Source organism: Pseudomonas baltica (assembly GCF_014235765.1).
GTDB classification, from domain to species: domain Bacteria; phylum Pseudomonadota; class Gammaproteobacteria; order Pseudomonadales; family Pseudomonadaceae; genus Aquipseudomonas; species Aquipseudomonas baltica.
This window is the reverse complement of record NZ_JACMYH010000006.1, coordinates 85139-109530: the sequence shown is the minus strand read 5'-3', so window position 1 is coordinate 109530 and position 24392 is coordinate 85139. Positions and strand designations below refer to the sequence as shown.

General features: G+C 63.1%; 22 protein-coding genes. 7 read left to right on the top strand and 15 right to left on the bottom strand.

The window, feature by feature from the left end:
• Positions 1–19: 19 nt before the first annotated feature.
• The 4 genes from H7993_RS17810 to H7993_RS17795 form a co-directional block, all read right to left on the bottom strand.
• Positions 20–610, bottom strand: a complete 591-nt coding sequence (locus H7993_RS17810; RefSeq protein ID WP_122475383.1) for a hypothetical protein — start codon at positions 608–610, stop codon at positions 20–22.
• 471 nt (positions 611–1081) lie between these two features.
• The gene (locus tag H7993_RS17805; protein ID WP_185795193.1) at positions 1082–3271 is read right to left on the bottom strand and encodes a xanthine dehydrogenase family protein molybdopterin-binding subunit; all 2190 of its coding nucleotides are present in this window, start codon (positions 3269–3271) and stop codon (positions 1082–1084) included.
• Positions 3268–4257 carry an FAD binding domain-containing protein gene (locus H7993_RS17800; RefSeq protein WP_185795192.1) on the bottom strand — a complete coding sequence of 330 codons (990 nt, stop codon included), beginning with the start codon at positions 4255–4257 and terminating at the stop codon, positions 3268–3270. The genes H7993_RS17805 and H7993_RS17800 overlap by 4 nt, the downstream gene beginning before the upstream one ends.
• The gene (locus tag H7993_RS17795) at positions 4254–4772 is read right to left on the bottom strand and encodes a (2Fe-2S)-binding protein (RefSeq protein ID WP_122475723.1); all 519 of its coding nucleotides are present in this window, start codon (positions 4770–4772) and stop codon (positions 4254–4256) included. Before H7993_RS17795 ends, H7993_RS17800 begins: the two co-directional genes overlap by 4 nt.
• 236 nt (positions 4773–5008) lie before the next feature.
• On the opposite strand from H7993_RS17795, the gene H7993_RS17790 reads away from it, so the two are divergent.
• From H7993_RS17790 to H7993_RS17780, 3 genes are all read left to right on the top strand, one after another.
• Positions 5009–6301 (top strand): NCS2 family permease, encoded by a 1293-nt coding sequence (locus tag H7993_RS17790; RefSeq protein WP_122475388.1) that lies wholly within the window; start codon positions 5009–5011, stop codon positions 6299–6301.
• Positions 6298–7383: a tRNA (uridine(54)-C5)-methyltransferase TrmA gene (gene trmA / locus H7993_RS17785; protein ID WP_185795191.1), complete on the top strand. Its 1086-nt coding sequence runs from the start codon at positions 6298–6300 to the stop codon at positions 7381–7383. The genes H7993_RS17790 and trmA overlap by 4 nt, the downstream gene beginning before the upstream one ends.
• Before the next feature lie 96 nt (positions 7384–7479).
• Positions 7480–8331: a shikimate dehydrogenase gene (locus tag H7993_RS17780; protein WP_185795190.1), complete on the top strand. Its 852-nt coding sequence runs from the start codon at positions 7480–7482 to the stop codon at positions 8329–8331.
• Positions 8332–8582: 251 nt separating this feature from the next.
• Here H7993_RS17780 and H7993_RS17775 read toward each other — a convergent pair whose 3' ends face one another.
• Complete coding sequence (locus H7993_RS17775; protein ID WP_122475393.1) at positions 8583–9254, bottom strand: TetR/AcrR family transcriptional regulator; 672 nt, start codon at positions 9252–9254, stop codon at positions 8583–8585.
• 94 nt (positions 9255–9348) lie between these two features.
• A complete protein-coding gene (quiC, locus tag H7993_RS17770; RefSeq protein WP_185795189.1) occupies positions 9349–11259 on the bottom strand; it encodes a 3-dehydroshikimate dehydratase QuiC in 1911 nt (636 codons plus the stop codon).
• A 544-nt stretch (positions 11260–11803) separates the two neighbouring features.
• On the opposite strand from quiC, the gene H7993_RS17765 reads away from it, so the two are divergent.
• Complete coding sequence (locus H7993_RS17765) at positions 11804–13144, top strand: MFS transporter (RefSeq protein WP_185795188.1); 1341 nt, start codon at positions 11804–11806, stop codon at positions 13142–13144.
• A gap of 70 nt (positions 13145–13214) precedes the next feature.
• Here H7993_RS17765 and H7993_RS17760 read toward each other — a convergent pair whose 3' ends face one another.
• The 3 genes from H7993_RS17760 to H7993_RS17750 form a co-directional block, all read right to left on the bottom strand.
• On the bottom strand, positions 13215–14030 hold the full coding sequence (locus tag H7993_RS17760) for a sugar phosphate isomerase/epimerase family protein (protein ID WP_185795187.1): 816 nt from the start codon (positions 14028–14030) through the stop codon (positions 13215–13217).
• A gap of 69 nt (positions 14031–14099) precedes the next feature.
• Positions 14100–15152 (bottom strand): Gfo/Idh/MocA family oxidoreductase, encoded by a 1053-nt coding sequence (locus H7993_RS17755; RefSeq protein ID WP_185795186.1) that lies wholly within the window; start codon positions 15150–15152, stop codon positions 14100–14102.
• Positions 15153–15274: 122 nt separating this feature from the next.
• Positions 15275–16051: an IclR family transcriptional regulator gene (locus H7993_RS17750; protein ID WP_185795185.1), complete on the bottom strand. Its 777-nt coding sequence runs from the start codon at positions 16049–16051 to the stop codon at positions 15275–15277.
• Between the two features lie 143 nt (positions 16052–16194).
• Here H7993_RS17750 and H7993_RS17745 point away from each other — a divergent pair, with 143 nt between their 5' ends.
• Positions 16195–17916 (top strand): FAD-dependent oxidoreductase, encoded by a 1722-nt coding sequence (locus H7993_RS17745; RefSeq protein ID WP_185795184.1) that lies wholly within the window; start codon positions 16195–16197, stop codon positions 17914–17916.
• A gap of 24 nt (positions 17917–17940) precedes the next feature.
• Positions 17941–18765 carry an aldo/keto reductase gene (locus tag H7993_RS17740; RefSeq protein WP_185795183.1) on the top strand — a complete coding sequence of 275 codons (825 nt, stop codon included), beginning with the start codon at positions 17941–17943 and terminating at the stop codon, positions 18763–18765.
• 126 nt (positions 18766–18891) lie between these two features.
• On the opposite strand, the gene pcaG is transcribed toward H7993_RS17740, so the two are convergent.
• A complete protein-coding gene (gene pcaG / locus H7993_RS17735) occupies positions 18892–19497 on the bottom strand; it encodes a protocatechuate 3,4-dioxygenase subunit alpha (RefSeq protein ID WP_185795182.1) in 606 nt (201 codons plus the stop codon).
• Positions 19498–19508: 11 nt separating this feature from the next.
• Positions 19509–20228: a protocatechuate 3,4-dioxygenase subunit beta gene (gene pcaH / locus H7993_RS17730; RefSeq protein WP_185795181.1), complete on the bottom strand. Its 720-nt coding sequence runs from the start codon at positions 20226–20228 to the stop codon at positions 19509–19511.
• A 142-nt stretch (positions 20229–20370) separates the two neighbouring features.
• Between pcaH and ypfJ the strand changes: the two genes are divergently transcribed.
• Positions 20371–21258, top strand: a complete 888-nt coding sequence (gene ypfJ / locus H7993_RS17725; RefSeq protein ID WP_122475412.1) for a KPN_02809 family neutral zinc metallopeptidase — start codon at positions 20371–20373, stop codon at positions 21256–21258.
• 42 nt (positions 21259–21300) lie between these two features.
• Here the strand turns inward: ypfJ and H7993_RS17720 are convergent, their stop codons facing one another.
• The 4 genes from H7993_RS17720 to H7993_RS17705 all read right to left on the bottom strand — a co-directional run bounded on the left by H7993_RS17720 (position 21301) and on the right by H7993_RS17705 (position 24330).
• On the bottom strand, positions 21301–21888 hold the full coding sequence (locus tag H7993_RS17720; RefSeq protein WP_122475414.1) for an HAD family hydrolase: 588 nt from the start codon (positions 21886–21888) through the stop codon (positions 21301–21303).
• Positions 21885–22754, bottom strand: a complete 870-nt coding sequence (tesB, locus tag H7993_RS17715) for an acyl-CoA thioesterase II (protein WP_185795180.1) — start codon at positions 22752–22754, stop codon at positions 21885–21887. Before tesB ends, H7993_RS17720 begins: the two co-directional genes overlap by 4 nt.
• Before the next feature lie 178 nt (positions 22755–22932).
• Entirely contained in the window at positions 22933–23493 is a 561-nt protein-coding gene (locus H7993_RS17710) for a GNAT family N-acetyltransferase (protein WP_185795179.1), read from the bottom strand.
• 171 nt (positions 23494–23664) lie between these two features.
• Positions 23665–24330: a GntR family transcriptional regulator gene (locus tag H7993_RS17705; RefSeq protein ID WP_185795178.1), complete on the bottom strand. Its 666-nt coding sequence runs from the start codon at positions 24328–24330 to the stop codon at positions 23665–23667.
• Positions 24331–24392 lie beyond the last annotated feature (62 nt).

Below are 24392 nucleotides of genomic sequence, written 5' to 3'. Positions count from 1 at the left end.
TTTATTAAAAAATCGGGACTTATACGTCAGGCGATTCAATGTCCGTCATGTAAAAGCCTATTTCAGCGATAAGTGCCACAAGTCGGGCGTCCGAACGGATTGCCTCGTTCATCTCTCGATGCAGGGTAGCTTCAATGCCCGGCGTGGTATTCATGATCACGTAATGTTCCAAATCATCGACCCCCCACAAACCATGACCCTCCGATACCGTTTGCTGTACGGCCTGCAGGCGCTCGCGGAACTCTTGCATCTGACCGTCTGAAACGTTGTGGGTCAGACGGGTTTCGATAGTTTGTGAACCCACGACTTCAACAATGGAATTGGCAAAGCCAATCATCCAACTCGGCACTTGGCATATCGCCAACTCTGCGCGACTCACCCCGCACTCACTCAATTCCCGCCCCTGCGCCCGCACTCGCTCGATTTCCCGTTCTTTGTCAGCCAGACTCACGGCAGCTGGAGAAAGCGTTACGTTATCGTGCCGAGAAGGTGGCGTTTCCGATGATAGGTTCAGTATCTGCTTGAAACTTTCCGTTGTGTCCGATGCTGGCTTTGACTCTTTAACCAACGGATTTACAACTCGAGTAAAATCGACTTTCGATACATTCATCGGTTGCCTCCTGGCAAGTAATGTCCGTTGCGCATCTTGCAGAAATTGAGCGTTAACAATGATGCGCCTGACTGCAGCGCGACGGTACTGTAGTCGACTTAACCCTACCGACGTCAAGGCGCGCCATAATCTGGAAAGTTAAAAAACATTGCAAGATAGCAGCCCGACCAAAGACTATTCGCAACAAGCTGTAAGAACATTCTGAAAAAAACCGCGTCGATACATACTTAGCGCGCAAAATCCGCTGGAGAGATAGTGAAATATTCCTTCTTCCTGCGGGTTTGCTCAGATAGCTGATGCCCATGATTATGGGTAGGCGGGCGACGGAGCCTGCACTGATCAACGCGGATACGCAGTCGCGATCGAAAGATTCTTCTGGTTTGCGTACTTGGCTTGCACCTGCAAGAACACTCCCCAAAAAACCTAAACGGCTCTTGAGGAGTGCACTGTCCTACCAAGACACCAGATGCGTTACATCACCTTGTCCAGCGTGATCGGAAACTCGCGAACACGCTTGCCGGTAGCGTGGTAGATGGCGTTGGCCACTGCAGCGGCAACCCCGACGATACCGATTTCGCCGACGCCTTTGGAACCCAGGGCGTTGACGATGTCGTCGGGCTCGTCGACGAAGATCACCTCGATATCGTTGATGTCCGCGTTCACTGGAATGTGATACTCGGCCAGGCTGTGGTTCATGAACCGGCCCAGGTTATGGTCGGTCTGGGTTTCTTCCTGCAGCGCCATGCCCAGGCCCCAGACCACGCCACCGAGAATCTGGCTGCGGGCCATCTTCGGATTGACCACGCGCCCAGCGGCCACGGCGCTGACCACACGGGTCACGCGGATGGTGCCCAGGTCTTCGTCGACCTCCACTTCAACGAACACCGCCGAATGGGTGGCCGTGGCATAGCCTTCGCGCTTCTTGTCCGGCTTGGCGTCGACCTGCGCTTCGAAAGTGTCCGAGCCGTCGATGCTGGCCAGGTTTGCCAGCGACAAATGGTGGCCAGGGCAACGCAGTTCGCCGCCCTCGACGAACACCTGCGCAGGATCGGCGTCGGCAAACGCCGGCTGCACCTGGCTGGCGGCATGGATGAGCTTGGCCTTGAGCGCTTCGCAGGCCTGCTGCACGGCCGTACCCACCGAAGACACGGTGAACGAGCCGCCCTGCAGCGGCGCCGTAGGCAGCGACGAGTCGCCCAGCTTGAACTCCACGTCCTGCGCGGCGACGCCGGCCGCCGCAGCGGCAATCTGGGTCATCACGGTATAGGTACCAGTGCCGATGTCAGTGGTCGCACTGCTCACCACCAGCTTGCCTTGCTTGTCCAGCCTGGCCTTGGCGCTGGCCGGCATCTGCATGGCTTCCCAGACCCCACCGGCCATGCCCATGCCTACCAGTTGGTTATCGCGGCGCATGCTGCGCGGCTCGACCTTGCGCTGGCTCCAGCCGAAGCGTTCGGCACCCTGCTGATAGCAGGCCTTGAGCTCTTTGCTGGAATACGGCTTGCCTTCGTTCTGGTTGGTGTCGGAGAAGTTGACCAGGCGCAGCTGGACCGGGTCGATCCTGGCCGCCACTGCCAGCTCGTCCATCGCGCACTCCAGGCCGATCATGCCCAGGGCTGCACCCGGTGCCCGCATGTCCAGCGGCGTGAACACGTCCAACGGCACCAGGTTGTAGGTCAACTTGACGTTGTCACAGTGGTAGAGCATGCCGCTCCATTCCACGACGTGCTCCGAGAAGTCTTCGAAGCGTGAGGTCTGCCCGGTCGCAGTGTGACCGACCGCCTGCAGCTTGCCGTCGGCGCTACAGGCCAGCTGCAGTTGCTGCACGGTGCGTGGGCGGTAACCGAAGGTGAACATCTGCTGGCGGGTCAGGGTCACGCGCACCGAACGCTTGAGGTGCAGGGCCGCCATGACGGCCAAGGGCAGCTGATACTGCGGACGCAGGCCGGAACCAAAGGCGCCGCCGACGAAGGCGGCCATGACGCGGATCTTTTTCTTGTCCAGGCCGAACACGTTGGACAGGTAGGTCTGACAGTTCTGCGTGCTCTGGGTCTTGTCGTGGATGACCAGGCTGCCATCGGCCTGGTAGAGCGCGGTGCTGGCGTGCGGCTCCATCGGGTTGTGGTGCTCGACCGGTGTGTCGTAGGTCGCGTCGACGGTGATCGGCGCAGCTGCGAATTGCCCGGCGAAATCGCCACGTGGCTCGGGCAGCTCGGCGGGTGCCGGCTTGGCGGCGGACAGCTGGGCGCGCAGGTCGGTCTGGTGGGATTCCTGGGCGTACTTGATGTGCACCAGCGAGCCTGCATGGCGGGCAAGCTCCAGGTTTTCAGCGACGACCAGGGCCAGTGGCTGGCCGCTGTACAACACATTGTCGTTGTACAGCGGGCGAAACGGCGAGCCATCGGCGGAGTCGTCGTCTTCGTATTTTTCGTCGTAGCTGGCCAGCTTCGGCCGGTTGCTGTGGTCGATCACGGCCACCACACCGGGCAGCGCCAGCGCCCTGGAAGCGTCGATGGAAACCACGCGGCCGTTGGCGATGGTGCTGGAGACAACGCTGCCGAACAGCAGGCCGTCTTCCGGGAACTCGCCGGCATAGCGCGCTTGACCCGTTACTTTGAGCAGACCGTCGACGCGGTCCATGGGTTGGCCGAGTGTGCTCATGGCTGCATCTCCCCTTTTGCGGCATCGCTCAGGGCACGGACTATCGCGCGGCGGGCCAGCTTGATCTTGAAGGTGTTGTGTTGCAGGCCGCGAGCGTCCTGCAGCAACAGGTCGGCGGCTTTGCCGAAGGTTTCGGCAGTGGCGGGCTGGCCGATCAGCAGGCGTTCCACCGCCTCATCGCGCCATGGCTTGTGAGCCACCCCGCCCAGCGCCAGGCGGGCGTCGCGGATGGTCTCGCCGTCGAGTTCCAAAGCGGCCGCAACCGAAACCAGTGCGAAGGCATAGGACGCCCGATCGCGAATCTTCAGGTACTGGCTGTGGGCGGTGAAGCCGGCGGCAGGCAGTTCCACTGCGGTGATCAGCTCATCATCGGCCAATTGGTTGTCGCGCTCGGGGGCGTCGGCAGGCAGGCGATGAAAGTCGGCGAACTCGATGGTGCGTGCGCCGTTCGGGCCTTGCACATGAACCACGGCAGCCAGGGCCGCCAAGGCCACACACATATCCGAAGGATGGGTGGCCACGCATTGCTCGCTGGCGCCAAGAATGGCGTGAATGCGATTCAGGCCGTCCTTGGCCGGGCAGCCGGTGCCAGGCTCGCGCTTGTTGCACGGCATCTTCGAATCATAGAAGTAGTAGCAACGCGTGCGTTGCAGCAGGTTGCCACCGGTGCTGGCCATGTTGCGCAGCTGCGGCGATGCGCCCGCCAGAATCGCCTGGCTGAGCAATGGGTAACGCTGTTCGATCAACGGATGCCAGGCCAGGTCGGCATTGCTCACCATTGCGCCGATGCGCACGCCGCCGTCGGCGGTCTCCTCGACTTCGCGCAGAGGCAGACCGGTGATGTCGATGAGCTGCTCGGGCTGCAGGACGTTTTCTTTCATCAGGTCGAGCAGGTTGGTGCCGCCGGCGATGAAGCGCGAGTGCGGGCCGGCCAGGCGTACGGCTTCATCGACGCCTGCAGGCTTGGCGTAGGTAAACGGATTCATGAGCGCTCACCCCCCTGCACTTCGACCACTTCTTCGATGGCCGCGCGAATGTTGCTGTAGGCACCGCAGCGGCACAGGTTGCCGCTCATCAATTCCTTGATGTCGGCGCTGGATTCGGCGCGACCTTCGTTGATCAGGCCGACGGCGGAGCAGATCTGCCCCGGCGTGCAGTAACCGCACTGGAAAGCGTCGTGCTTGATGAACGCCGCCTGGACCGGATGCAGTTGGTCACCCTGCGCCAGCCCTTCGATGGTGGTCAATTCGGCGCCATCGCACATCACGGCCAGGGTCAGGCAGGCATTGACGCGTTTGCCATTGAGCAGCACGGTGCAGGCACCGCACTGGCCGTGGTCGCAGCCTTTCTTGCTGCCGACCAGGTCGAGTTGTTCGCGCAACAGGTCCAGCAGCGTGGTCCAGGGCAGCACGTCGAGTTGACGTGATTGGCCATTGAGTTGCAGGGAAATGCTGTGGCTGGCGTACGGCTGCGCACCAGCGCTTGTAGAAAGCGTGTTCATCGGGTCGACCTCACGGTAATTCAGCTTGCTGCGCGACATTTTTCTTGTCGCGTCGTTTGCAGGTACGACTTTGAGCGGTCGCCATTCGTTCAGACGAGCTGATGAGTGTTTCCATGCGGTGCTGCTGGTATGATGCGCGGCTTTTTTTACCGCCCGGATGTGCTTTGCTATCAGGGTCGACACTACAACACTCGACAACAACGGCAACGGCGCAAAAAGCGCCACAGGGAGCAGGCATGCTGGAAAGGCTGTTTCAACTCAAGGCGCACAACACCAACGTGCGCACGGAAATACTCGCCGGGGTGACGACCTTCCTGGCGATGGCCTACATCCTGTTCGTCAACCCCAGCATCCTGGGTGAAACCGGCATGGACAAGGGCGCGGTCTTCGTCGCGACCTGCCTGGCTGCCGCCATCGGCTCGACGATCATGGGCCTGATCGCCAACTACCCGATCGCCCTGGCGCCCGGCATGGGCCTGAACGCCTTCTTCACCTACACCGTGGTCCTGCACATGGGCCACACCTGGCAAGTGGCGCTGGGTGCGGTGTTCATCTCGGCCGTGTGCTTTTTCCTGCTGTCGATCTTTCGCATCCGCGAATGGATCGTCAACAGCATTCCCCTGCCGCTGCGCTCGGCCATCGCCGCCGGCATTGGCCTGTTCCTGGCGCTGATCGCCCTGCAGGGCGCTGGCATCGTGGTCGGCAATCCGGCCACGGTGGTGGGCATGGGCGACCTGACCAAGCCTGGCGCGGTGCTGGCGATCCTCGGCTTCTTCCTGATCGTCGCCCTGGAGGCGCGCAAGGTTCGCGGGGCGGTGCTGATCGGCATTCTGGTGGTGACCACCGCCTCTATTCTGCTGGGCTTCAGCCCGTTCAACGGGCTGGTGTCGATGCCGCCTTCGCTGGCGCCGACGTTCATGCAGCTGGACATCGCCGGGGCCCTGGACATCGGCCTGCTGAGCGTGATCTTCGCCTTCCTTTTCGTGGACCTGTTCGACAACTCCGGGACCTTGATCGGCGTCGCCAAGCGCGCCGGCCTGATGGGCAAGGACGGCCACATGCCGAAGATGGGCCGCGCGTTGATCGCCGACAGCACGGCGGCCATGGCCGGCTCGCTGCTGGGCACCTCCACCACGACCAGCTACATCGAGTCGGCCGCAGGTGTGAGTGCCGGTGGCCGCACCGGGCTGACCGCCATCGTGGTTGCGGTGCTGTTTTTGCTGGCGCTGTTCTTCGCTCCGCTGGCCGGCAGCGTACCGGCCTATGCAACGGCACCGGCGCTGTTCTTCGTGGCGGTATTGATGGCCTCGGGGCTGGCTGAGATCGACTGGGACGACATCACCGAAGCCGCACCGGTGGTGGTCACCGCTTTGGCCATGCCACTGACCTATTCGATCGCCAACGGCATCGCCTTCGGCTTCATCGCCTGGACCTTGATCAAGCTGCTGGCGGGCCGTACCCGCGACTTGAATTCGGCCCTGGTGATCCTTTCCATTCTGTTCGTTGTGAAACTGGGCTGGTATCCATGAGTGCTGTTCTCGACCCCTCCTCCTACACCCAGCAACTGGATGAAAAAGTGGCGCGCCTGCGCGCGCTGCTGGCGCCATTCGACGCCCCGGAACCGGCTGTCTTCGATTCGCCGCGCGAGCACTACCGGCTGCGTGCGGAATTTCGCCTGTGGCGCGAGGATGGCCAGCGGCACTATGCGATGTTCGCTCCCGGCGAGAAGCATGTACCGATCCTGATCGACAGCTTCCCGATTGCCAGCATCCGCATCAACGAGCTGATGCCGCGCCTCAAAGCTGCCTGGCAGAACGATGCAGCGCTGAGCTACAAGCTGTTCCAGGTGGAGTTCCTGACCACCCTGGACGGCGACGCCATGGTCACCCTGTGTTACCACCGCCCGCTGGACGAGCACTGGCAGCGCGCGGCCGAGCAGTTGGCGAGCGATCTGGGCGTGAGCCTCATCGGTCGTTCCAAGGGCAAGCGTGTGGTCATCGGCCGCGACTATGCAGTCGAGGCGCTCGAAGTCGCTGGTCGTACCTTCCGCTATCGCCAGCCCGAGGGCGCGTTCACCCAGCCCAACGGCACGGTCAACCAGAAGATGCTCAACTGGGCGTACGAGGCGTTGGGCCCGCGTGACGATGATCTGCTGGAGCTGTATTGCGGCAACGGCAATTTCACCCTGCCGCTGGCCACACGAGTACGCAAGGTCCTGGCCACGGAGATCAGCAAGACGTCGGTTGCCGCTGCCCTGCACAACCTCGACGACAACGGGGTCGATAACGTGACGCTGGTGCGTCTGTCGGCCGAAGAGCTGACCGAGGCGCTGAACGAGGTGCGGCCGTTCCGCCGCTTGCAGGGCATCGATCTCAAGGCCTATGACTTCGGCAGCGTATTCGTCGACCCACCACGGGCCGGCATGGATGCGGACACCTGCGAGCTGACCCGGCGCTTCGACAACATCCTGTACATCTCCTGCAATCCGGAAACCCTGGCGGCCAACATCCAGCAGCTGCATGACACCCACAAAGTGGCCAAGTGCGCGCTGTTCGACCAGTTTCCGTATACCCACCACATGGAATCGGGGGTCCTGTTGGTGCGCCGTTGAGGCGCGCCGTGCGCCATCGGCGAAAACCATTTGACGTAAGTAACTAGTTCGTACAATTTATCTCCATTAAACAAACAATAACAATGGAGTCACCCGATGAGCGGCAATAACGTCCTGGCAGGCCTGATCGGCGCCGGTATCCAGCAGTCCCGTACCCCGGCCATGCACGAGCGCGAAGGCGCCGCGCAAGGCTTGGGTTATGTCTACCGATTGATCGATCTGGATGCGCTGAAGCTCGACAACGGCGCCCTCGAAGAACTGCTCACTGCCGCTCAGCGCATGAGCTTTACCGGTTTGAACATCACCTTCCCTGCCAAGCAGGCGATCATTCCCCTGCTCGATGAGCTGTCGCCGGAAGCGGCCGGGATCGGCGCGGTGAATACCGTGGTGCTCAAGGATGGCAAACGGGTGGGCCACAACACCGACTGCCTGGGTTTCGCCGAAGGTTTTCGCCGCGGCATGCAGGGTGCCAAGCGCGACCGCGTGGTGCAGATGGGCGCCGGTGGCGCCGGTGCGGCGGTGGCCCATGCGTTGCTACTCGAGGGTGTGGGGCAACTGAGCATTTTCGATGTCGAGCCGGCACGGGCGCAGGCTTTGGCGGACAACCTCAATCAGCATTTCCCGGGGCAGCCGGCGCGGGTGGGCAGTGACCTGCTGGCGGCCTTGTCCGAGGCCGACGGCCTGGTCAATACCACGCCGATGGGCATGGCCAAGCTGCCGGGAATGCCTGTGCCCAAGGCGGCCTTGCACCCGGGGCTGTGGGTGGCCGAAATCGTCTATTTTCCGCTCGAGACCGAACTGCTGCGTGAAGCTCGCGCGCTGGGTTGCCGTACGCTGGACGGTGGCACCATGGCGGTGTTCCAGGCAGTGAAGGCCTTCGAGCTGTTCAGCGGCCGGCAAGCCGATGCCGAACGCATGATGGCGCATTTCGCCGAAATGAACGGATAAGCCAGGACCCCGATCACGACCCGTGTCGGCGGCCAAGGTGGTGGGTCAGGCACAACGCGGCTTGCGCCGCTGCTGCAGGGGATCGCGGTGTCTGTAGCAGCGGCGCGAGCCGCGTCGGCGGTGGGTGCGGTGTGTCAGGCGCAACGCGGTGCGGCCGGACGCGGCTTGCGCCGCTGCTACAGGGGAGCGTGGTCTGTAGCAGCGGCGCGAGCCGCGTCGGCGGCCAAGGTGGTGTGTCAGGCGGAATGCGGCTACGGGGCCTGGATGAAGCGCAGGAGCGATTCGCAGAGCATTTCGCGGTGGTGCAGCTTCAACGTGGCTTCGTTGAAATCGACCTGGAACAACTCGCCGAAGGTGTGCTTGTTGGACACTCGGTAGAAGCAGAACGAGCTGATCAGCAAATGCACGTCCATGGCATCCAGGCCCGGACGAAACACGCCCTGCTCGGTACCGCGCCGCAGCAGGTCGGCCAACGCCAGCAGCACGGTCTTGTTCAACTCGCGAATGCTCGTGGACTTCTTGACGTACTCGCCCTTATGCATGTTTTCGTTGCACACGATACGCACGAAATCCTCGTTGCGATCATGGTGATCGAAGCTGAACTCCACCAACCGCCGGATGCCTTCCACCGGCGTCAGCTCGTCCAGATGCAGCTTGGCTTCGGTACCGCGAATATCGCCGTAGAGCTTTTCCAGCACCTCCAGATACAGCTGCTCCTTGCTGCTGAAATAGTAATAGATCATGCGCTTGGAGGTGTGCGTACGCTCGGCGATGGCATCCACGCGCGCGCCCGCCAGGCCCTGCTCGACGAATTCGGTGATAGCGGCCTGCAGGATGTTCTCGCGGGTCTTCTCGGGGTTGTTCTTGCGGGGCTTGCGAGGAACGTCGGTCGATTGCGCGTCCGCCTCTGAGATCGTAGTCATGCTGGGCTCACGGCCGTCGTTGGTCAGGGGCCATTATGCGGCGCGCCGCGCGCCCATGGAAAGCCCGCAGCACACCTGCGCTGCGGGCAGGCCTTCACAGCTTGGCGTGACGGATGCCACCGGCGCGCGCCTTGGCCATGGCCGACAGCCGCACGGCGACGTTGGCCGCGCCATAGCCGGCATAACCACCACGACGCTGCAGCACCTCGAAGAAGAAACGCTCCTCGAACGGCTCCGTGTACACGTGGAACAGCTCGCCACCGTTGGCGTCACGGTCGTACAGCACGTTGTAGTACGCCAGCTCGCTGAGGAATTCGTCGTCGAAATCGAACCGCGCGCCCAGATCGTCGTAATAGTTGAGCGGGATGTCCAGCAGTGCCACCCCCGCCTCCTTGGCCTTGCTCACGGCCGCGAATATGTCGTCGCAATCGAAGGCGATGTGATGCACGCCCGAGCCGCGATAAGTCGACAGCGCATGGGAGATCGCCGTGTTGCGGTTCTCCGAGATGTTCAGCGGCAGGCGGATCGAGCTGCACTGGCTGCGCACCGCACGGCTTTTCACCAGGCCGTAGGGGTCGGGCAGCACCACCTCGTCGTCGGCCTTGAAGTCCAGCACGGTCTTGTAGAACAGCACCCAGCTGTCGAGGGTGTCCGGCGGTATGGCCATGGCCATGTGGTCGATGGACTTGAGCATGCCGGGTGTCGCCGCGGGTGCACTGAGGCTGAAATCGGACTCGTAGATGGTCGGCCCGTCGCTGGCGTCGTCCACCAGGTAGATCAGGCTGCCATCCAGGGCCCGCACGGCGGCCAGCTGGCGCTCGTTGGGGCCGACCAGACCGCGGAAAGGCTGGGCCTTGTAGGCCACGGCGCGCTCCAGCGCCTTGGCGCTGTCCTTGACCCGCAACGCCGTGGCACACAGTGAGGGGCCGTGGGATTCGAAGAAGTTGTGGGCGAAGGAGTACGGTTCGGCGTTGAGGATCAGGTTGATATCGCCTTGGCGCAGCAGGCTGACGTTCTTGGAACGGTGTTGACCGGCCTTGGCGAAGCCCAGTTGCTGCAGCCAGTGGCTGAGCTTGGCGCCCAGGCTTTCGTCCACGGCGAACTCGAGAAACTCGATGCCCTGGTATTCATCCGCAGCCGGGGGCGCGAAGAGAATATCCAGGTTGGGCACCGGCGTAGCCTCCTGTTCCAGCAGCTTGCGGGTCTTTTCCTCGAGGTACAGCAGCGAGCGCAAACCGTCGGCCGCGTTGGCCCGAGGCGGTGCGGCACGGAAACCGTCGTTGAAGATTTCCAGGGACAACGGCCCGGTGTAGCCGGTCTTGATGATCGGCGCGAGAAAGCCCGGCAGGTCGAACTCGCCCTGCCCGGGGAAGCAGCGGAAATGTCGGCTCCACTCCAGCACGTCCATGGCCAGAATGGGCGCATCGGCCATCTGCACGAAGAAGATCTTGTCACCGGGAATGTCGGCGATCGCTCGCGGATCGCCCTTGAGCGACAGCGTGTGAAAGCTGTCGAGCAACACGCCCAGTGCCTTGTGGTCGGCCTGGCGAACGATGTCCCAGACCTGCTGGTAGGTGTTGACGTGGCGGCCCCAGGCCAGGGCTTCGTAGCCGATGCGCAGGCCACGCTTGTCGGCGCGTTCGGCCAATTGGCGCAGGTCGTCGACGAGAATCTGCTGTTCGCCTAGGGAGTCGGCAGCGGTATTGCTGCATACCAGCACCAGGTCGGTACCCAGTTCCTGCATCAAGTCGAACTTGTGCTCGGCGCGGTCGAAGTTGCGCGCCATGCGCGAACGGTTGCCACCTTCGAAGTCACGGAACGGCTGGAACAGGGTGATGGCGATGCCCAGGTCGGCGCACATCTGCCGAACTTCCCGGGGGCTGCCGTCGTAGTACAGCAGGTCGTTTTCGAAGATTTCCACACCATCGAAACCGGCGGCGGCAATGGCTTCGAGTTTTTCCGGCAGGGTACCGCTCAGGGACACAGTGGCGATCGAACGCTGCATGGCACGCTCCAATGACTGCTCGAGGGCTTACGGGGAGGCCTCGAAACGAGCCTTTTTCTGCAGTTCTGCCGTGCCCTTGCAAGCAGGCAAAACCGTGATGAAAGAAGTGGTTGTATCAGCCTGCTACTCTACCCGAGCACGTACCAACCAGTTAGTTTTGCGTGCGATTATCGACCAATTACCGCATGGGTCGATTGATTCGCCGGGGCCGTGTGCCCACCATCGTTCCCGACAGTGAAGCTGGTCGATGCACATTTTGCCAATCGACCGAGCGCGGACCGTCAGCACCGCCGGTCAACACCCCATAAGAATTTCAAGAACCCAGGTAATCGCTCATGCACACCCCTATCTGCTCCTGCGCCGTGTCCGTACCCGCCCCCGGTTGCGTCGAAGACTACCAGGACGCACCTGTCTGACCCCACCGAGCGCACCCCTGACGGCGACGTCTCTGATACCGTGCACGCCGCTGTATCGGACTGCGCCGCGCTCAGTCGAAGTTCGGCGGTGGCTCCTGCCCACCGCGCCTGTACGGAAGGCCCCAACCATGACACAACCCCACAGCTCCGCCCTGCCCCGCGCCCAACAGGCGCCCGATGCCAAAGTCGGTTTCCGGGACATGGTCAAAGCCGGCGCCGCGGTCGGCAAGACTCGCTGGGGCATGCTCGCCCTGGTGTTCTTCGCGACCACCCTGAACTACATCGACCGCGCCGCGCTGGGCGTGATGCAGCCGATCCTGGCCAAGGAAATGAACTGGACGGCGATGGACTACGCCAACATCAATTTCTGGTTTCAGGTGGGCTACGCCATCGGCTTCCTGCTGCAGGGCCGGTTGATCGACAGGATCGGCGTCAAGCGCGTGTTCTTCTGCGCGGTGCTGCTCTGGAGCCTGGCCACCGGCGCCCATGGCCTGGCGACTTCGGCGGTGGGCTTCATGGTCTGCCGGTTCGTTCTCGGGCTCACCGAGGCGGCCAACTATCCGGCCTGCGTGAAGACCACCCGGCTGTGGTTCCCGGCCAGGGAGCGCGCGGTGGCCACGGGCATCTTCAATGCCGGCACCAACGTGGGCGCCCTGCTGACGCCGATGATGCTGCCGCTGATCCTCAGCGTCTGGGGCTGGCAGGCGGCGTTTCTCACCATCGCCCTGCTGGGTCTGGCCTGGGCGGTGTTCTGGGGCCTGAAGTACTTCGACCCGGACCAGCACCCCCGGGTCAAGGCCAGCGAACTGGAATACATCCAGGATCAGGAAGCGCCCGAACAAGCGGGCGTGCCGTTCTGGAAGATCATGACCATGCGCGGCACCTGGGCCTTCGCCGGGGCGTTCATGATGACGGCCCCGGTGTTCTGGTTCTACCTGTACTGGCTGCCGCCGTTCCTCAATCAGCAATACCAGTTGGGCATCAACGTCACCCAGATGGGCATTCCGCTGATCATCATCTACCTGAGTGCCGACGTCGGCAGCGTGGGCGGCGGCGTGCTGTCGTCGTTCCTGATCGGCCGCGGCATGCAGCCGGTGAAAGCGCGGCTCTTGTCGATGCTGGTGTTTGCTCTAGCGATCATCAGCGTGGTGTTCGCCGCTGGCGCGGCCAACCTGTGGGTGGCGGTGGCGGCGATTTCGCTGGCCATTGCCGCGCACCAGGCGTGGACGGCCAACATCTGGAGCGTGGTGATGGACTACACGCCCAAGCACATGATGAGCACGGTGTTCGGCTTCGGCGGCATGTGCGCGGCGGTGGGCGGGATGTTCATGACCCAGGTGGTGGGCTACATCCTGACGGTGACCAACAACAACTACACGGTGTTGTTCACGATCATTCCGGCGATGTATTTCATTGCCCTGGTGTGGCTGTACCTGATGGCACCGCGCAAGGTGCCGCAGGGGGGTTGAGCCAGGCGCGGATTTGCGGTGGAGCTCTTCGCGGGCAGAGCCCGCTCCCACAGAGGCCGGTGACCCCACCCTAGATCCCAGCCAATAACACCTGGGTTTTCTCGAGGGCCGTCCGCGCTCTTTCATAAGCGCTCACACCCTGTTCCAGCAAGCGCGCCGTGGGTATCTCCAGGCTCAATGGCACATCGTCAGGCAGTGCCCGCAGCAGGCCGACCAGGTCGCAATCTCCGTCTCCGGGAAAACGTCGTTCCTGGCGCGCCTGGCGCAGTATCTCCGCCATGTCATCGGGACGCGGGCCCGCCACGTCGCACAGCTGGGCATAACGCAAGCGGTGCGCTGGCAGGCTGCGCAGGTCTTCGAGTCGCGAGTTGGAGCGGTCGAAATGAAAGGCATCGACCAGGATGCAGGCATTGTCGCGACCGGCCTTGTCGAGCATGACCATCGCGCTGGCCAGGTCCGGGCAGTCGGTCCAAGGCATGAATTCCAGGTGCGGATGGATGCCATAGGGCCGCGCCAGGTCGCACAGCTGGGCCAAGTTGTCGCTGGCTCTTTGCACGTCTGGATCATTACCCGCCACCAGCAATTCGCTCGCGCCGAACTCGGCGCCCAAGGCCAGGTGAGCTTCGAACTCCGCCACGCGGGTAAACGGCTTGAGCCGCAGGATTTCGATGTCCAGCACCTTGATGCCGGTGTCACGCAACCGTGCGGCAGTCTGGCGTTGCAATGCCTTGTCGCGCAGCAAAGGATAATGGTGCTCTTCGGCGGTAGCCGGCTCGGTACGCAGGCCGACGTGGCTGTATCCGGCGCGGGCAGCGACTTCGACCATCTCGGGGGGCGACAGCTCGAGCACCGTCAATGCGGCCAGGGACAGGATGCGGTGAGTCATGGGCGGCTCCTTGGGGCGTGAAAGGGATGACGGTGGCCAGGGCACGAGGATGTCAGCCAAGCAACCGAGCTAGCCCAAGGCGCGTGGCGCACAGGCGCATCCGCTACGCATCGCTTCGCCGATGGCGTCGACCAACGCCAGGGTGCGCGCGGCATCCGCTGCGCTCACCAGTGGCTCGGCGCGCCCATGCGCGACCTCGACGAAATGCTCCAGCTGCACGCGCAGCGCCTCTGCGGAATCAAAGGTTTCCTGCACCTGCAGCAACGGCTCATGCCAACCCGCACCCGGTTCAGCGTAATGCCAGCGCCTGAGTTGCGGCACGCTCAGCGCACCGGCAGTGCCAGCCAGCAGGTAGCACGGCTGATCGGCCTGGCGTGGATAGACCGGGTTCTCGCCCGAGCCGAGCTCCCAGCTCCAGGGCGCAGCCACACCGTCGGACCCGGTCAAGGTGCCCAGCGCGCCGTTTTCGAACTGCAGCAACACCGCCAGACTGTCGTGGTTGCCGAAGCCGCGAATGCCATTGCTGCCGAAGGCCTGCACCTGGCGGACTTCGCCGCACAGGTAGCGCAGCAGATCGAGGTCATGAATCAGGTTGGTCAGCAGCATTCCGGCCCCTGGTTCGCGGCGCCAGGCAATGTCGAAATAACTGTCGGGTTTCTGCAGCTGCCACAACGCCGTCACCGTGGTCAGGCGGCCGAGCACGCCGCTTTGCACGACTTGCCGGGCCCGGCTGATCATCGGGTTGTGCCGCCGGTGATGACCGACCAGGACCGGTACGCCGCTGGCGGCGCTGGCAGCCACCAGCGCGGCCACTTCGTCCAGATCGACCCCCACCGGTTTTTCCAGCAGCACGGGCACACCGGCTGCCAGGCAATCGAGTGCCGTGCGCACATGCTGAGCATTCGGGTTGGCAACGATGACAGCTGCAGGCGCTACCTGCGCCAGCATCTGTCGATGATCGGTGAAATGCGGCACCGCACATTGCGCGGCAAAGGCCTCAGCGTGAGGGCCGGGGTCGGCGATGGCGCAAAGTTGTGCTGAGTCTATTTCTCGCAGGTGCTGGTAATGCTGTCGGCCCATGGTGCCGGCACCGATCAGGGCAATTCGCAGAGGGACGGTCACGATGAAATCCTTTGTTTTTATTCTCTGCGCTTATTTAGAACCGAGTTCCGGAATATTTCAAGTCATGGATAACGGATTGGCGAGGAATCGGTGGACCAAGACCACACCGCTGGTTCCAGCGCTCAGCTGAACAGCTCCGACGCCAGGCTGACCTGAGACAGCTCCTGTACCGCAGCCAACAGCCCATTGGCCAATTCGTGCATGCGTGTCTCGGACAGTCGCGCGCTGGGCCCGGCCACACTCAGTACGCCCACCACATGGCCGTCCCGCGGATGCCGTATCACCGCCGCCAGCGCCGAGGTGCCCAATGCCGAACTCTCGACGACCCAGGCATAGCCGGCCTCGCGGGCCAGGCGCAGACGTTCCAGCAGATCGGCATTGGAACGCGGCGCATTGGGCCCGAAGTCTTCACCAGCGGTAATCCCCTGCTGCTCCACCAACGCCAGTGCCTTGGCATCACTGAGCGAAGCCAGCCAGGCATGCCCTGAAGCGGTATAGAACAAAGGCGCATCACGCCCCATTTCCGGGTCGTAGCGCAGGCCGGAACGAGCGCCCTGGGATTTGGCGATCCACGTCTGACGGTCGCCCTCGACCACGCCCAGCCGGACCAGCTCACCGGTTGCCTGGGCCAGGCGATCGAGAATCGGCTGGACGATATCGGCGCCACTGCCGGACAGGTATTGAAAACCCAGCGCCACCAACTTGGTCGACAAGTGATAGCGCAGGGTTTCCGCGCTCTGCCGTACATAGCCCAGTCGGGCCAACTCGGTGAGCATGCGGTGAGCCGCGCTTTTGGGCATTCCCAGCTGTTCGGCAAGGGCTTGCAAGGCTTGGCCGCGTGGTTCGTTGGCAAGGCTTTCAAGCACGCTGAACGCCCGTTCGATCTGACTGCCGGCCATGGTGAGGCTCTCGTGAAGTTGGAACGCGATGAAAAATTCCGCTGATTCTACACTTGGCGATTCGGGCGGCAATCCATAGAATGTGGAACTCGATTCCATAAAATTACAATTCATCGGACGTGTATATCTCGGAGATTCATCCAATGCAGGGGCCTGACAGCGAAACGAAGAGCGTGGACTGCGACGTGCTGGTCATCGGCTCCGGCGCTGCTGGCCTGGCCACCGCAGTGACCGCCGCCTACCACGGGCTGCGTGTGATCGTGGTCGAAAAGGACAGCACCTTTGGCGGCGCAACTGCCTGGTCCGGCGGCTGGATGTGGGTACCACGCAATCCGCTGGCGCGCCGCGCCGGCATTGACGAAGATCCGGCGTTGCCGCGCACCTACCTGCAACATGAGTTGGGTGAGCACTTCGATCCGGCACGCATCGATGCCTTTCTCGAGGCGGCCCCGCACATGGTGGCGTTTTTCGAGAAACACACCAGCCTGCAGTTCGCCGATGGCAATGCCATCGCCGATATCCACGGCGATACACCGGGTGCCGGCACCGGTGGCCGTTCGGTGATCGCGGCCCCCTATGACGCACGCCAGCTCGACAAGAAGCTGCTCAAGCGACTGCGCAGAACGATGCGCGAAACCTCCTTCCTAGGCATGCCGATCATGGCCGGCGCCGACCTGACCGCCTTTCTGACCCTGACCCGCTCGTGGCGCTCGCTGCTGCACGTGAGCCGGCGCGTGGCTCGACATATGCTGGACCTGGCCCGACACGGCCGCGCCATGCAGCTGTGCAACGGGGTGGCACTGGTCGCTCGCCTGGCCAAATCGGCCGATGACCTGGGCGTGCTGCTGTGGGAGTCCGCGCCTGTCCGGCGCCTGTCGAAGGAAGGCTCACGCGTCTGCGGCGCCGTGATCGAGACTGCCGAGGGCGAAGTGGTGATCAAGGCGCGCAAGGCCGTGATGCTGGCCACCGGTGGCTTCGCTCATGATATCGACCGACGCCGGGCACTGTTCCCGCGAACGCCCAGCGGCCACGAACACCTGGCTCTGCCGCCGCTGGGCGTAAACGGCGATGGCCTGCGCCTGGGCGAGACCGCCGGTGGCGAGGTGGCCACCGGATTGGCCTCGGCCGCAGCCTGGTGCCCGGTGTCCCGAGTGCCCTACGCCGACGGCAGCATCGGCCACTTCCCGCACATCATCGAGCGCGCGAAGCCGGGCATCATTGCCGTGCTGGCCAACGGCAAGCGTTTCGTCAACGAAGCCGACGGCTACTATGACTACGTGAAAGCCATGATAGCCCATGCCCCCGGCGAGGAAGTTGCCTCATGGCTGATCTGCAGTCACACCTTCCAGCGCCGCTACGGGCTGGGCATCTCACGGCCGTTTCCGCTACCGCTCAAGCCGCACATCGACAGCGGCTATCTCAAGGTAGGCGACACGCTGGAGGCGCTGGCCGCTCTATGCGGCATCGACCCGAACGGGCTGCGATCTACCGTAGACCACTTCAACGAGCACGCGCACCTAGGCCGAGATCCGCAGTTCGGCCGCGGCGGCAGCGCCTACAATCGCAAGCAGGGCGATGCCCTGCACCGGCCCAACCCGTGCGTGGCGCCGATCGAACAGGGGCCTTTCTATGCGGTCAAGGTTGAAGCGGGCAGCTTCGGCACCTTCGCCGGGCTCAAGACCAACGCACAGGCGCAGGTGCTCGACAAGCAAGGCCTGCCGATTGCCGGGCTGTACGCCGCGGGCAGCGACATGGCCAGCATCATGGGCGGCCACTACCCGGCCGGGGGCATCAACCTGGGCCCTGCCGCCACCTTCGGCTATATCGCCGCCCGGCACATGGCCGGGGCCACCCATCACGAATGACCGCCAGCGGAACAGGAGACCGACATGCAACTCATCACCAACGCGCAGCACCTGAAGATGCCGAAACTGGGCCTTGGCACGTGGCCAATGCTCGGCGACGAATGCACCACAGCCGTGATTCAAGCCCTGGACCTGGGTTACCGCCATATCGACACGGCTGCTGGCTACAACAACGAGGCCGCGGTGGGCCGTGCCTTGACCGAGTCCGGCGTGCCACGCGGCGACATTCATGTCACCAGCAAGGTCTGGTGGGACAAGCTGGCGCCCGACGCCATGCGCGAATCGTTCCAGAACACCCTGAACGCCCTGCAAAGCGACTACATCGACCTGTTCCTGATCCACTGGCCTGGCCAGGAGGGCTGGGATGTGAAAGCGGCCATCGACACCCTGGTGTCGTTCAAGCAGGACGGCCGTGCGCTGAACATCGGCGTGGCGAACTTTCCCCTGCCGCTGCTGCGCCATGTCATGGAGGATTTGAACGCACCGTTGGCGGCGATCCAGGTTGAATACCATGTGACCCTGGGCCAGAACGCCCTGCTCGACTACGCCCGCAAACATGACATGGCGCTGACCGCCTACAGCCCGTTGGTGCGCAACCAGGTGTCGCAGATTCCCGAGCTGCAGGCGATTGCCGAAAAGCATGGCGTGCTACCGACTCAGGTGGCACTCAAGTGGCTGCTGGATCAGGACAATGTCGCCGCGATCCCGAAAGCGGCCAGCAAGGCCAACCAGCAAAGCAACCTGGATGCGTTGAAGGTGCAGTTGGACGATGAAGATCGTCGGATCATTGCGGCGTTGCCCAAGGATCAGCGGTTGGTCAGCCCGGATTTTGCGCCGAAGTGGGATTGAGGCAGGGCTTTGAATCGCGGTGCTCCCATTCGCGGGCAGAGCCCGCTCCCACAGATTGCCCAGTGGTCACATGGGAGACCTGTGGGAGCGGGCTCTGCCCGCGAATCAAGGCACCGCAATATCTGATCAGAAATCGAAAAACACCGTCTCCCCTTCCCCTTGGATACGCATGTCGAAGCGGTAGGCCAGCTTGCCGTCCACCTCGCAGCGCGTTGCAATCAGGGTTTCCCGACGCGCGGGTTGTTCGATCAGATTCAACACCGGATCCTTGCCATTGGCCTCGGCCTCATCGCTGAAATACAGCCGCGTGTGCAGGTGAATGTTCACCCCGCGGGCGAACAGACTGATGTTGATGTGCGGCGCCATGGGTACGCCCGCGGCGTTGTTCACCACGCCCGGCTTGATCGTCTGCACGGTCCATTCGCCGGCATCGAACGTGGTGGCGGTACGGCCAAAGCTGTTGAAGGGTTGTTCCTGGTCGAAATCGATGTGGTAGTGGCCCTGATCATCGGCCTGCCACAGTTCCAGGAACGAGTCGCGCACCAGATGGCCATTGCCGTCGTAGACATTGCCCAGCAGCAGGATGTGCTCACCCGGCGCTTCGGGCTTGGCCATCTGGTTCCAGATTTCATGCTCGCGCGGCTCGATGCCGGCGGCCGCCAGGGCCAGGCCGATGTGAACGTAGGGGCCAGCCGTTTGTGACGGGGTTTCTTTAAGCAGTTCGATAGGCATGTCGATTCCCCTCAACGGTTTTCGAAGTGAGTCTTGCGCTGACCGCGCAGCACGATGTCGAAACGGTAGGCCAGGCAATCCATGGGATTGGCGTTGGCCATGTCCAGCCTGGCGATCAGGCTCTGCACCGCCTCGGGGTCGTTGATCGACTTGACGATGGGGCACATCGGGATCAACGGGTCGCCTTCGAAATACAGCTGGGTGATCAACTTGGTGGCGATCGACGGGCCGCTCACCGAGAAATGCACGTGGGCCGGGCGCCAGTCGTTCGGCCCGTTGCGCCATGGGTACGGGCCCGGCTTGATGGTACGGAAACTGTAGTAGCCCTCGCTGTCGGTCAACGTGCGGCCGACACCGCCGAAGTTGGGGTCCAGGGGCGCCAGGTAGCGGTCGTTCTTGTGCCGGTAGCGGCCACCGGCGTTGGCCTGCCACATTTCCACCAGGGTGTTGGCCACAGGCTGACCGAACTGGTCGCAGACGCGCCCGGCCAGAATGATCCGCTCACCGATCGGCAAGCCACCATGGTTGTAGTTGAGCAGCAGGTCGTTGTCGAACTCGCCGAACTTGAGGTGGGCGAAATTGGGGCCGGTGCTTTCACTGGCCGACTGCGGAATGCTCACCAAGGCCTGGCGCGGCGAGCGCATGGTCGAGGTCTTGTAGTCCGGCGTCAGCGCCTTGGGGTGCCAGTTGCGATCACGGATGATGAAGCGACTGCTGTCTTGGGAAGACATGCCGTTCTCCTGTTATTCGATTTATAGAGGACCTGTTTTCAGGCTTCGTACTAGTCTCAAGGAAATGGCCGACAACGAATATTGAAAAACACGGTCACAGGCATACCCGAATGGTTATGCATGAATCGAGTGAGGATTTGCCATGTTATGGAAGAAAGGCCGACGCAGCGATAACGTCGTGGATGCCCGCGGTGATGGTGGCGGCAGTGGCGGCGGCGGGATGCGCATGGGCGGCAAGGGCTTGAGCCTGACCGCCGTGGTGCTGATCGTCGGCTTCGGCCTGCTGACCGGGCAGGACCCCATGCAGATCCTCGGTGAACTGACCGGCCAGGGTCAGCAGGCCGCGCCGGTCGACACCAGCCAGCGCAAGGCGCCACCGGCCAACGACGAGCAGGCCGAATTCGTCAGCACGGTACTGGGCGATACCGAGGACACCTGGAAGCAGATCTTCCAGCAAGGCGGCCAGACCTACAAGGAACCCAAGCTGGTGCTGTTCAGCGGCCAGGTGCAGTCGGCCTGTGGCCACGCGACGGCAGCCAGCGGACCGTTCTATTGCCCGGCCGACCAGCAGGTGTATCTGGACATGGCGTTCTTCCGCGAAATGTCCCAGCGTTTCGGCGCCGCCGGTGATTTCGCCCAGGCCTACGTGATCGCTCACGAGGTGGGTCACCACGTGCAGACCTTGCTGGGTGTGTCGGATCAGGTGCAGAAAGCGCGTCAGGGTGGCCAGCGCATGGAAGGTGCCAATGGCTTGCTGGTGCGTCAGGAACTGCAGGCCGATTGCTTCGCCGGGGTCTGGGCGTTCAATGGGCAGAAGCGCTTGAACTGGCTGGAGCCGGGTGACATCGAAGAAGCCTTGAACGCCGCCAATGCCATCGGCGACGATCGTCTGCAGCAGCAGGGCCAGGGCCGTGTAGTGCCCGATTCGTTCACTCACGGCACTTCGGCACAGCGCGTACGCTGGTTCAAGGCCGGCTTCGCCCAAGGCCAGATTGCCCAGTGCGATACGTTTGCGGCCAAGAGCCTCTGAATGGTTTGCCCACCACCACCTGCCCAGCAGGTGGTGGCGGGTTCAGATCAGTTCGCGCAGGTGTTTGCAGTCCAGCGCATGCCAGTCCGCCAGCTCCGGCCAGAGGTTTTCTGGCTGATTCACCAGCACCGTGGCGGTGCCCGCCGCCCGACCTGCCAGCAGGTCCATTCGATGATCCCCCACCATGACCATCTCCGGCTGGCGTACGCCCCAGGCGTCGGCCAGGTGCAATAGCCCGGCCGGGTCGGGCTTGTGCACAGCTTCGTCGCGGCCCAGCACATCGTCGGCCTGAAAGCAGTCGGCGATGCCGATCGCCTGCAGGCTGATGTGTGCCAGTTCGCGCGCGTTGCGCGTGAGGATGCCCAGGCGATGGCCACGCTCGGCCAGTTCGCGGACCAGTTCCACCGCGCCCGGTGCTGCCGTCGACGCTACGGCCAATGCACGCTCGTGTTCCAGCAACCAGGCATGCTTGGCATGTGATTCTTCGGCCGGCAAGGTGGCCAGGTGGTCAAGGATGTCGGCCTCCTGCGGAATTTCCAGATGACGGCGGATGGCGGCGAAGTCGTGCACGGCCACCGTCAGCGTGCCGTCCAGGTCGAACACCCAATGGCGAACCCGCGCCAGGCTCATGACCAGTCCTGCCGATGGCGGATCAGACCTTCCTGGGCCGAAGAGGCCACCAACTGGCCGGCGCGGTTGTACACGCTGCCACGGGCGAAGCCACGTGCGTTGCCCGCCCAGGGGCTGTCCAGGGCATACAACAGCCAGTCGTCGGCGACCAGGTTGCCGTGGAACCACAGCGAGTGATCGAGGCTGGCGATCTGCATGTCACGGTGCCACACCGACTTGCCGTGAGGCAGCAGCGAGGTGGTCAACAGGTTGAAGTCCGAGGCATAGGCCATGACGTACTTGTGCAAGGCCGGGGTCTGGGCGAGTGCGCCGTCGGCGCGAAACCAGATGTATTTGATCGGGTCGGTCGGCGTGGGGTTGTACGGGTCGCGCTCGGCCACCGGGCGCATCTCGATGGGTTTGCCGCACAGCAGTTTGTCGCGCATGTGCGCAGGGATCAGATGGGCCACCTGCTGCATCAGCTCAAGCTCGGTGGGCAGGTTTTCCGGGCCGACCACCTCGGGCATCACCCTCTGGTGGGCAAAGCCTTCTTCGTCGTACTGGAACGAGGTGGTGCCGGTAAAGATCGGCTGGCCCTTCTGCACGGCGGTCACCCGGCGCGTGCTGAAACTGCCGCCGTCACGCACTCGGTCGACCATGTACACCACCGGCAGCTGGGCGTCGCCGGGGCGCAGGAAGTAGCCATGCAGCGAATGCACGTGGCGATCGGGCTCCACCGTCTGGCTGGCGGCCGACAACGACTGGCCCAGCACCTGGCCACCGAACAGCTGGCGAAAGCCCAGGTCCTGGCTGCGGCCGCGGAACAGGTTTTCTTCTATGGGTTCCAGGCTCAGCAGCTCGACCAGATCGTCCAACACATGGCTCATTCAAAACTCCTCGGCATAGGCAACACCCACATAGGCAGAACCAAATGGGCGCAATGATAGCGGACACCTGTGCTGCGAACACCTGCAGGAGCGGTCATCGGCCGCGAAAAAGACGGCGCGGTGTCGCTGATATAGCCCAGCGCGGCTTTCGCAGCCACAGCCCGCTCCCGCGGGGGCGCTAGCGGGTGTGCTGCCACTGATCCTGGGTGATGCGGTAAAGCATGTGCCGCTGCAATTCATGCCCGGGCAGGTTCGGGTGGTCGAAGTCGCCCTCGTGGTCGCGCAACATGCCGATCGATTGCATCACCTTTTCCGACGACACATTGGCCACCGCCGTGAACGCCACCACCTCATCCAGCCCCAAGCGATCGAAGGCGCAAGCCAGGCAGGTCCAGGCCGCTTCACTGGCGAAACCCAACCCCCAATGCTCATAGGCCAGACGCCAGCCAATCTCGGTAGCCGGGGCAAAAGGCGCATCGAAACCTACCTGGCCCAGCCCGGCGAAGCCGATGAACTGCCCACTGTCCTTGCGCTCCAGCGCCCACAGGCCATAGCCCAATTCGGCAAAGTGACCGCGCACACGACCGATGACCGCTGCGCTCTGCAGCCGTCCCAAGGTTTCGGGAAAATAACGCATGACCCGCGGATCGGCGCACATGTCGGCAAACGCGGGCAGATCGCTGTCACGCCACTGACGCAAGATCAGTCGCGCACTTTCAAGTTGGAGGATCCCGCTCATTGCTGATTCCTTGTCGATACCCGCCCGCCCCGACCCGATTCGGCCTGGCAAGCACCTTCCCGCTCATTTCGAACGCGAGGTGGCAAGGGAGTTTTCACGGCAAGACCAACGGCGCATGCAGGCATGTCGAGCAGCCATTTCGACCGGACGCGTTTCGCTCGGCCTGGCGGGCTAGCGCCGAGTACTGCGCTCCCAGGCGGCCAGCACCGTACGCTCCGAACGCACCAGATAGGCCTCGAGCAACTGCGTGGCCTCTTGCGCACGCCCCTCTTCCAGGCAATGCAGAATGCAACCGTTCATGTCCAGGTAGGGCATGTGCAGGAAGCGCGGATCGTCGAGCAAGCCGAAGGCCAGCCGCAATTGCGCCGATATCTGCGCATAGAACGCCTCCAGGCGCGGGCTGTCGGCCAATTCGACGACCGCCTGGTGGAACATCATGTTGGCCGTGCCCACGGCCTTCCAGTCCTTGGCCTCGCCCGCCTGCTTGCCCATGGCAACCGCTTCGCGCATGCGCACGGTGCCTGGGTGCAGCGGATAGCCTTGGGCAAGGGCCTGGCACTCGATGAAGCGGCGTACCCGGTAGATGTCGATGATCGACGCCATGTCGGGCACCGCCACGGTCACGCCGCGGTTTGGCTCGTGTTTGAGCAAGCCTTCACGGGTCAGGCCCCTGAAGGCCTCGCGCAGGGTGTTGCGCGAGATCTGCAGGGTTTCCGCCAGGGCAGCCTCGGAAAGGCGCTGGCCAGGGACCAGTTCACCTTCCACCAGCATCCGGCGAATCTCCTGGGTAATGGATTCACCCAGGGAACGAGGCGCAGAAAGTGAGAGGTCGTTCATGTACGGTCCAGGGTCGGAAAAGTCGATTCGATGTTCACCCACTGCCAGATCTCAGGCAAGGC

Bases quoted from the DNA above. Each gene is read 5' to 3' on its own strand.
- H7993_RS17810 (WP_122475383.1), bottom strand. From the start codon at position 610: ATGAATGTATCGAAAGTCGATTTTACTCGAGTTGTAAATCCGTTGGTT.
- H7993_RS17805 (WP_185795193.1), bottom strand. From the start codon at position 3,271: ATGAGCACACTCGGCCAACCCATGGACCGCGTCGACGGTCTGCTCAAA.
- H7993_RS17800 (WP_185795192.1), bottom strand. From the start codon at position 4,257: ATGAATCCGTTTACCTACGCCAAGCCTGCAGGCGTCGATGAAGCCGTA.
- H7993_RS17795 (WP_122475723.1), bottom strand. From the start codon at position 4,772: ATGAACACGCTTTCTACAAGCGCTGGTGCGCAGCCGTACGCCAGCCAC.
- H7993_RS17790 (WP_122475388.1), top strand. From the start codon at position 5,009: ATGCTGGAAAGGCTGTTTCAACTCAAGGCGCACAACACCAACGTGCGC.
- trmA (WP_185795191.1), top strand. From the start codon at position 6,298: ATGAGTGCTGTTCTCGACCCCTCCTCCTACACCCAGCAACTGGATGAA.
- H7993_RS17780 (WP_185795190.1), top strand. From the start codon at position 7,480: ATGAGCGGCAATAACGTCCTGGCAGGCCTGATCGGCGCCGGTATCCAG.
- H7993_RS17775 (WP_122475393.1), bottom strand. From the start codon at position 9,254: ATGACTACGATCTCAGAGGCGGACGCGCAATCGACCGACGTTCCTCGC.
- quiC (WP_185795189.1), bottom strand. From the start codon at position 11,259: ATGCAGCGTTCGATCGCCACTGTGTCCCTGAGCGGTACCCTGCCGGAA.
- H7993_RS17765 (WP_185795188.1), top strand. From the start codon at position 11,804: ATGACACAACCCCACAGCTCCGCCCTGCCCCGCGCCCAACAGGCGCCC.
- H7993_RS17760 (WP_185795187.1), bottom strand. From the start codon at position 14,030: ATGACTCACCGCATCCTGTCCCTGGCCGCATTGACGGTGCTCGAGCTG.
- H7993_RS17750 (WP_185795185.1), bottom strand. From the start codon at position 16,051: ATGGCCGGCAGTCAGATCGAACGGGCGTTCAGCGTGCTTGAAAGCCTT.
- H7993_RS17745 (WP_185795184.1), top strand. From the start codon at position 16,195: ATGCAGGGGCCTGACAGCGAAACGAAGAGCGTGGACTGCGACGTGCTG.
- H7993_RS17740 (WP_185795183.1), top strand. From the start codon at position 17,941: ATGCAACTCATCACCAACGCGCAGCACCTGAAGATGCCGAAACTGGGC.
- pcaG (WP_185795182.1), bottom strand. From the start codon at position 19,497: ATGCCTATCGAACTGCTTAAAGAAACCCCGTCACAAACGGCTGGCCCC.
- pcaH (WP_185795181.1), bottom strand. From the start codon at position 20,228: ATGTCTTCCCAAGACAGCAGTCGCTTCATCATCCGTGATCGCAACTGG.
- ypfJ (WP_122475412.1), top strand. From the start codon at position 20,371: ATGTTATGGAAGAAAGGCCGACGCAGCGATAACGTCGTGGATGCCCGC.
- H7993_RS17720 (WP_122475414.1), bottom strand. From the start codon at position 21,888: ATGAGCCTGGCGCGGGTTCGCCATTGGGTGTTCGACCTGGACGGCACG.
- tesB (WP_185795180.1), bottom strand. From the start codon at position 22,754: ATGAGCCATGTGTTGGACGATCTGGTCGAGCTGCTGAGCCTGGAACCC.
- H7993_RS17710 (WP_185795179.1), bottom strand. From the start codon at position 23,493: ATGAGCGGGATCCTCCAACTTGAAAGTGCGCGACTGATCTTGCGTCAG.
- H7993_RS17705 (WP_185795178.1), bottom strand. From the start codon at position 24,330: ATGAACGACCTCTCACTTTCTGCGCCTCGTTCCCTGGGTGAATCCATT.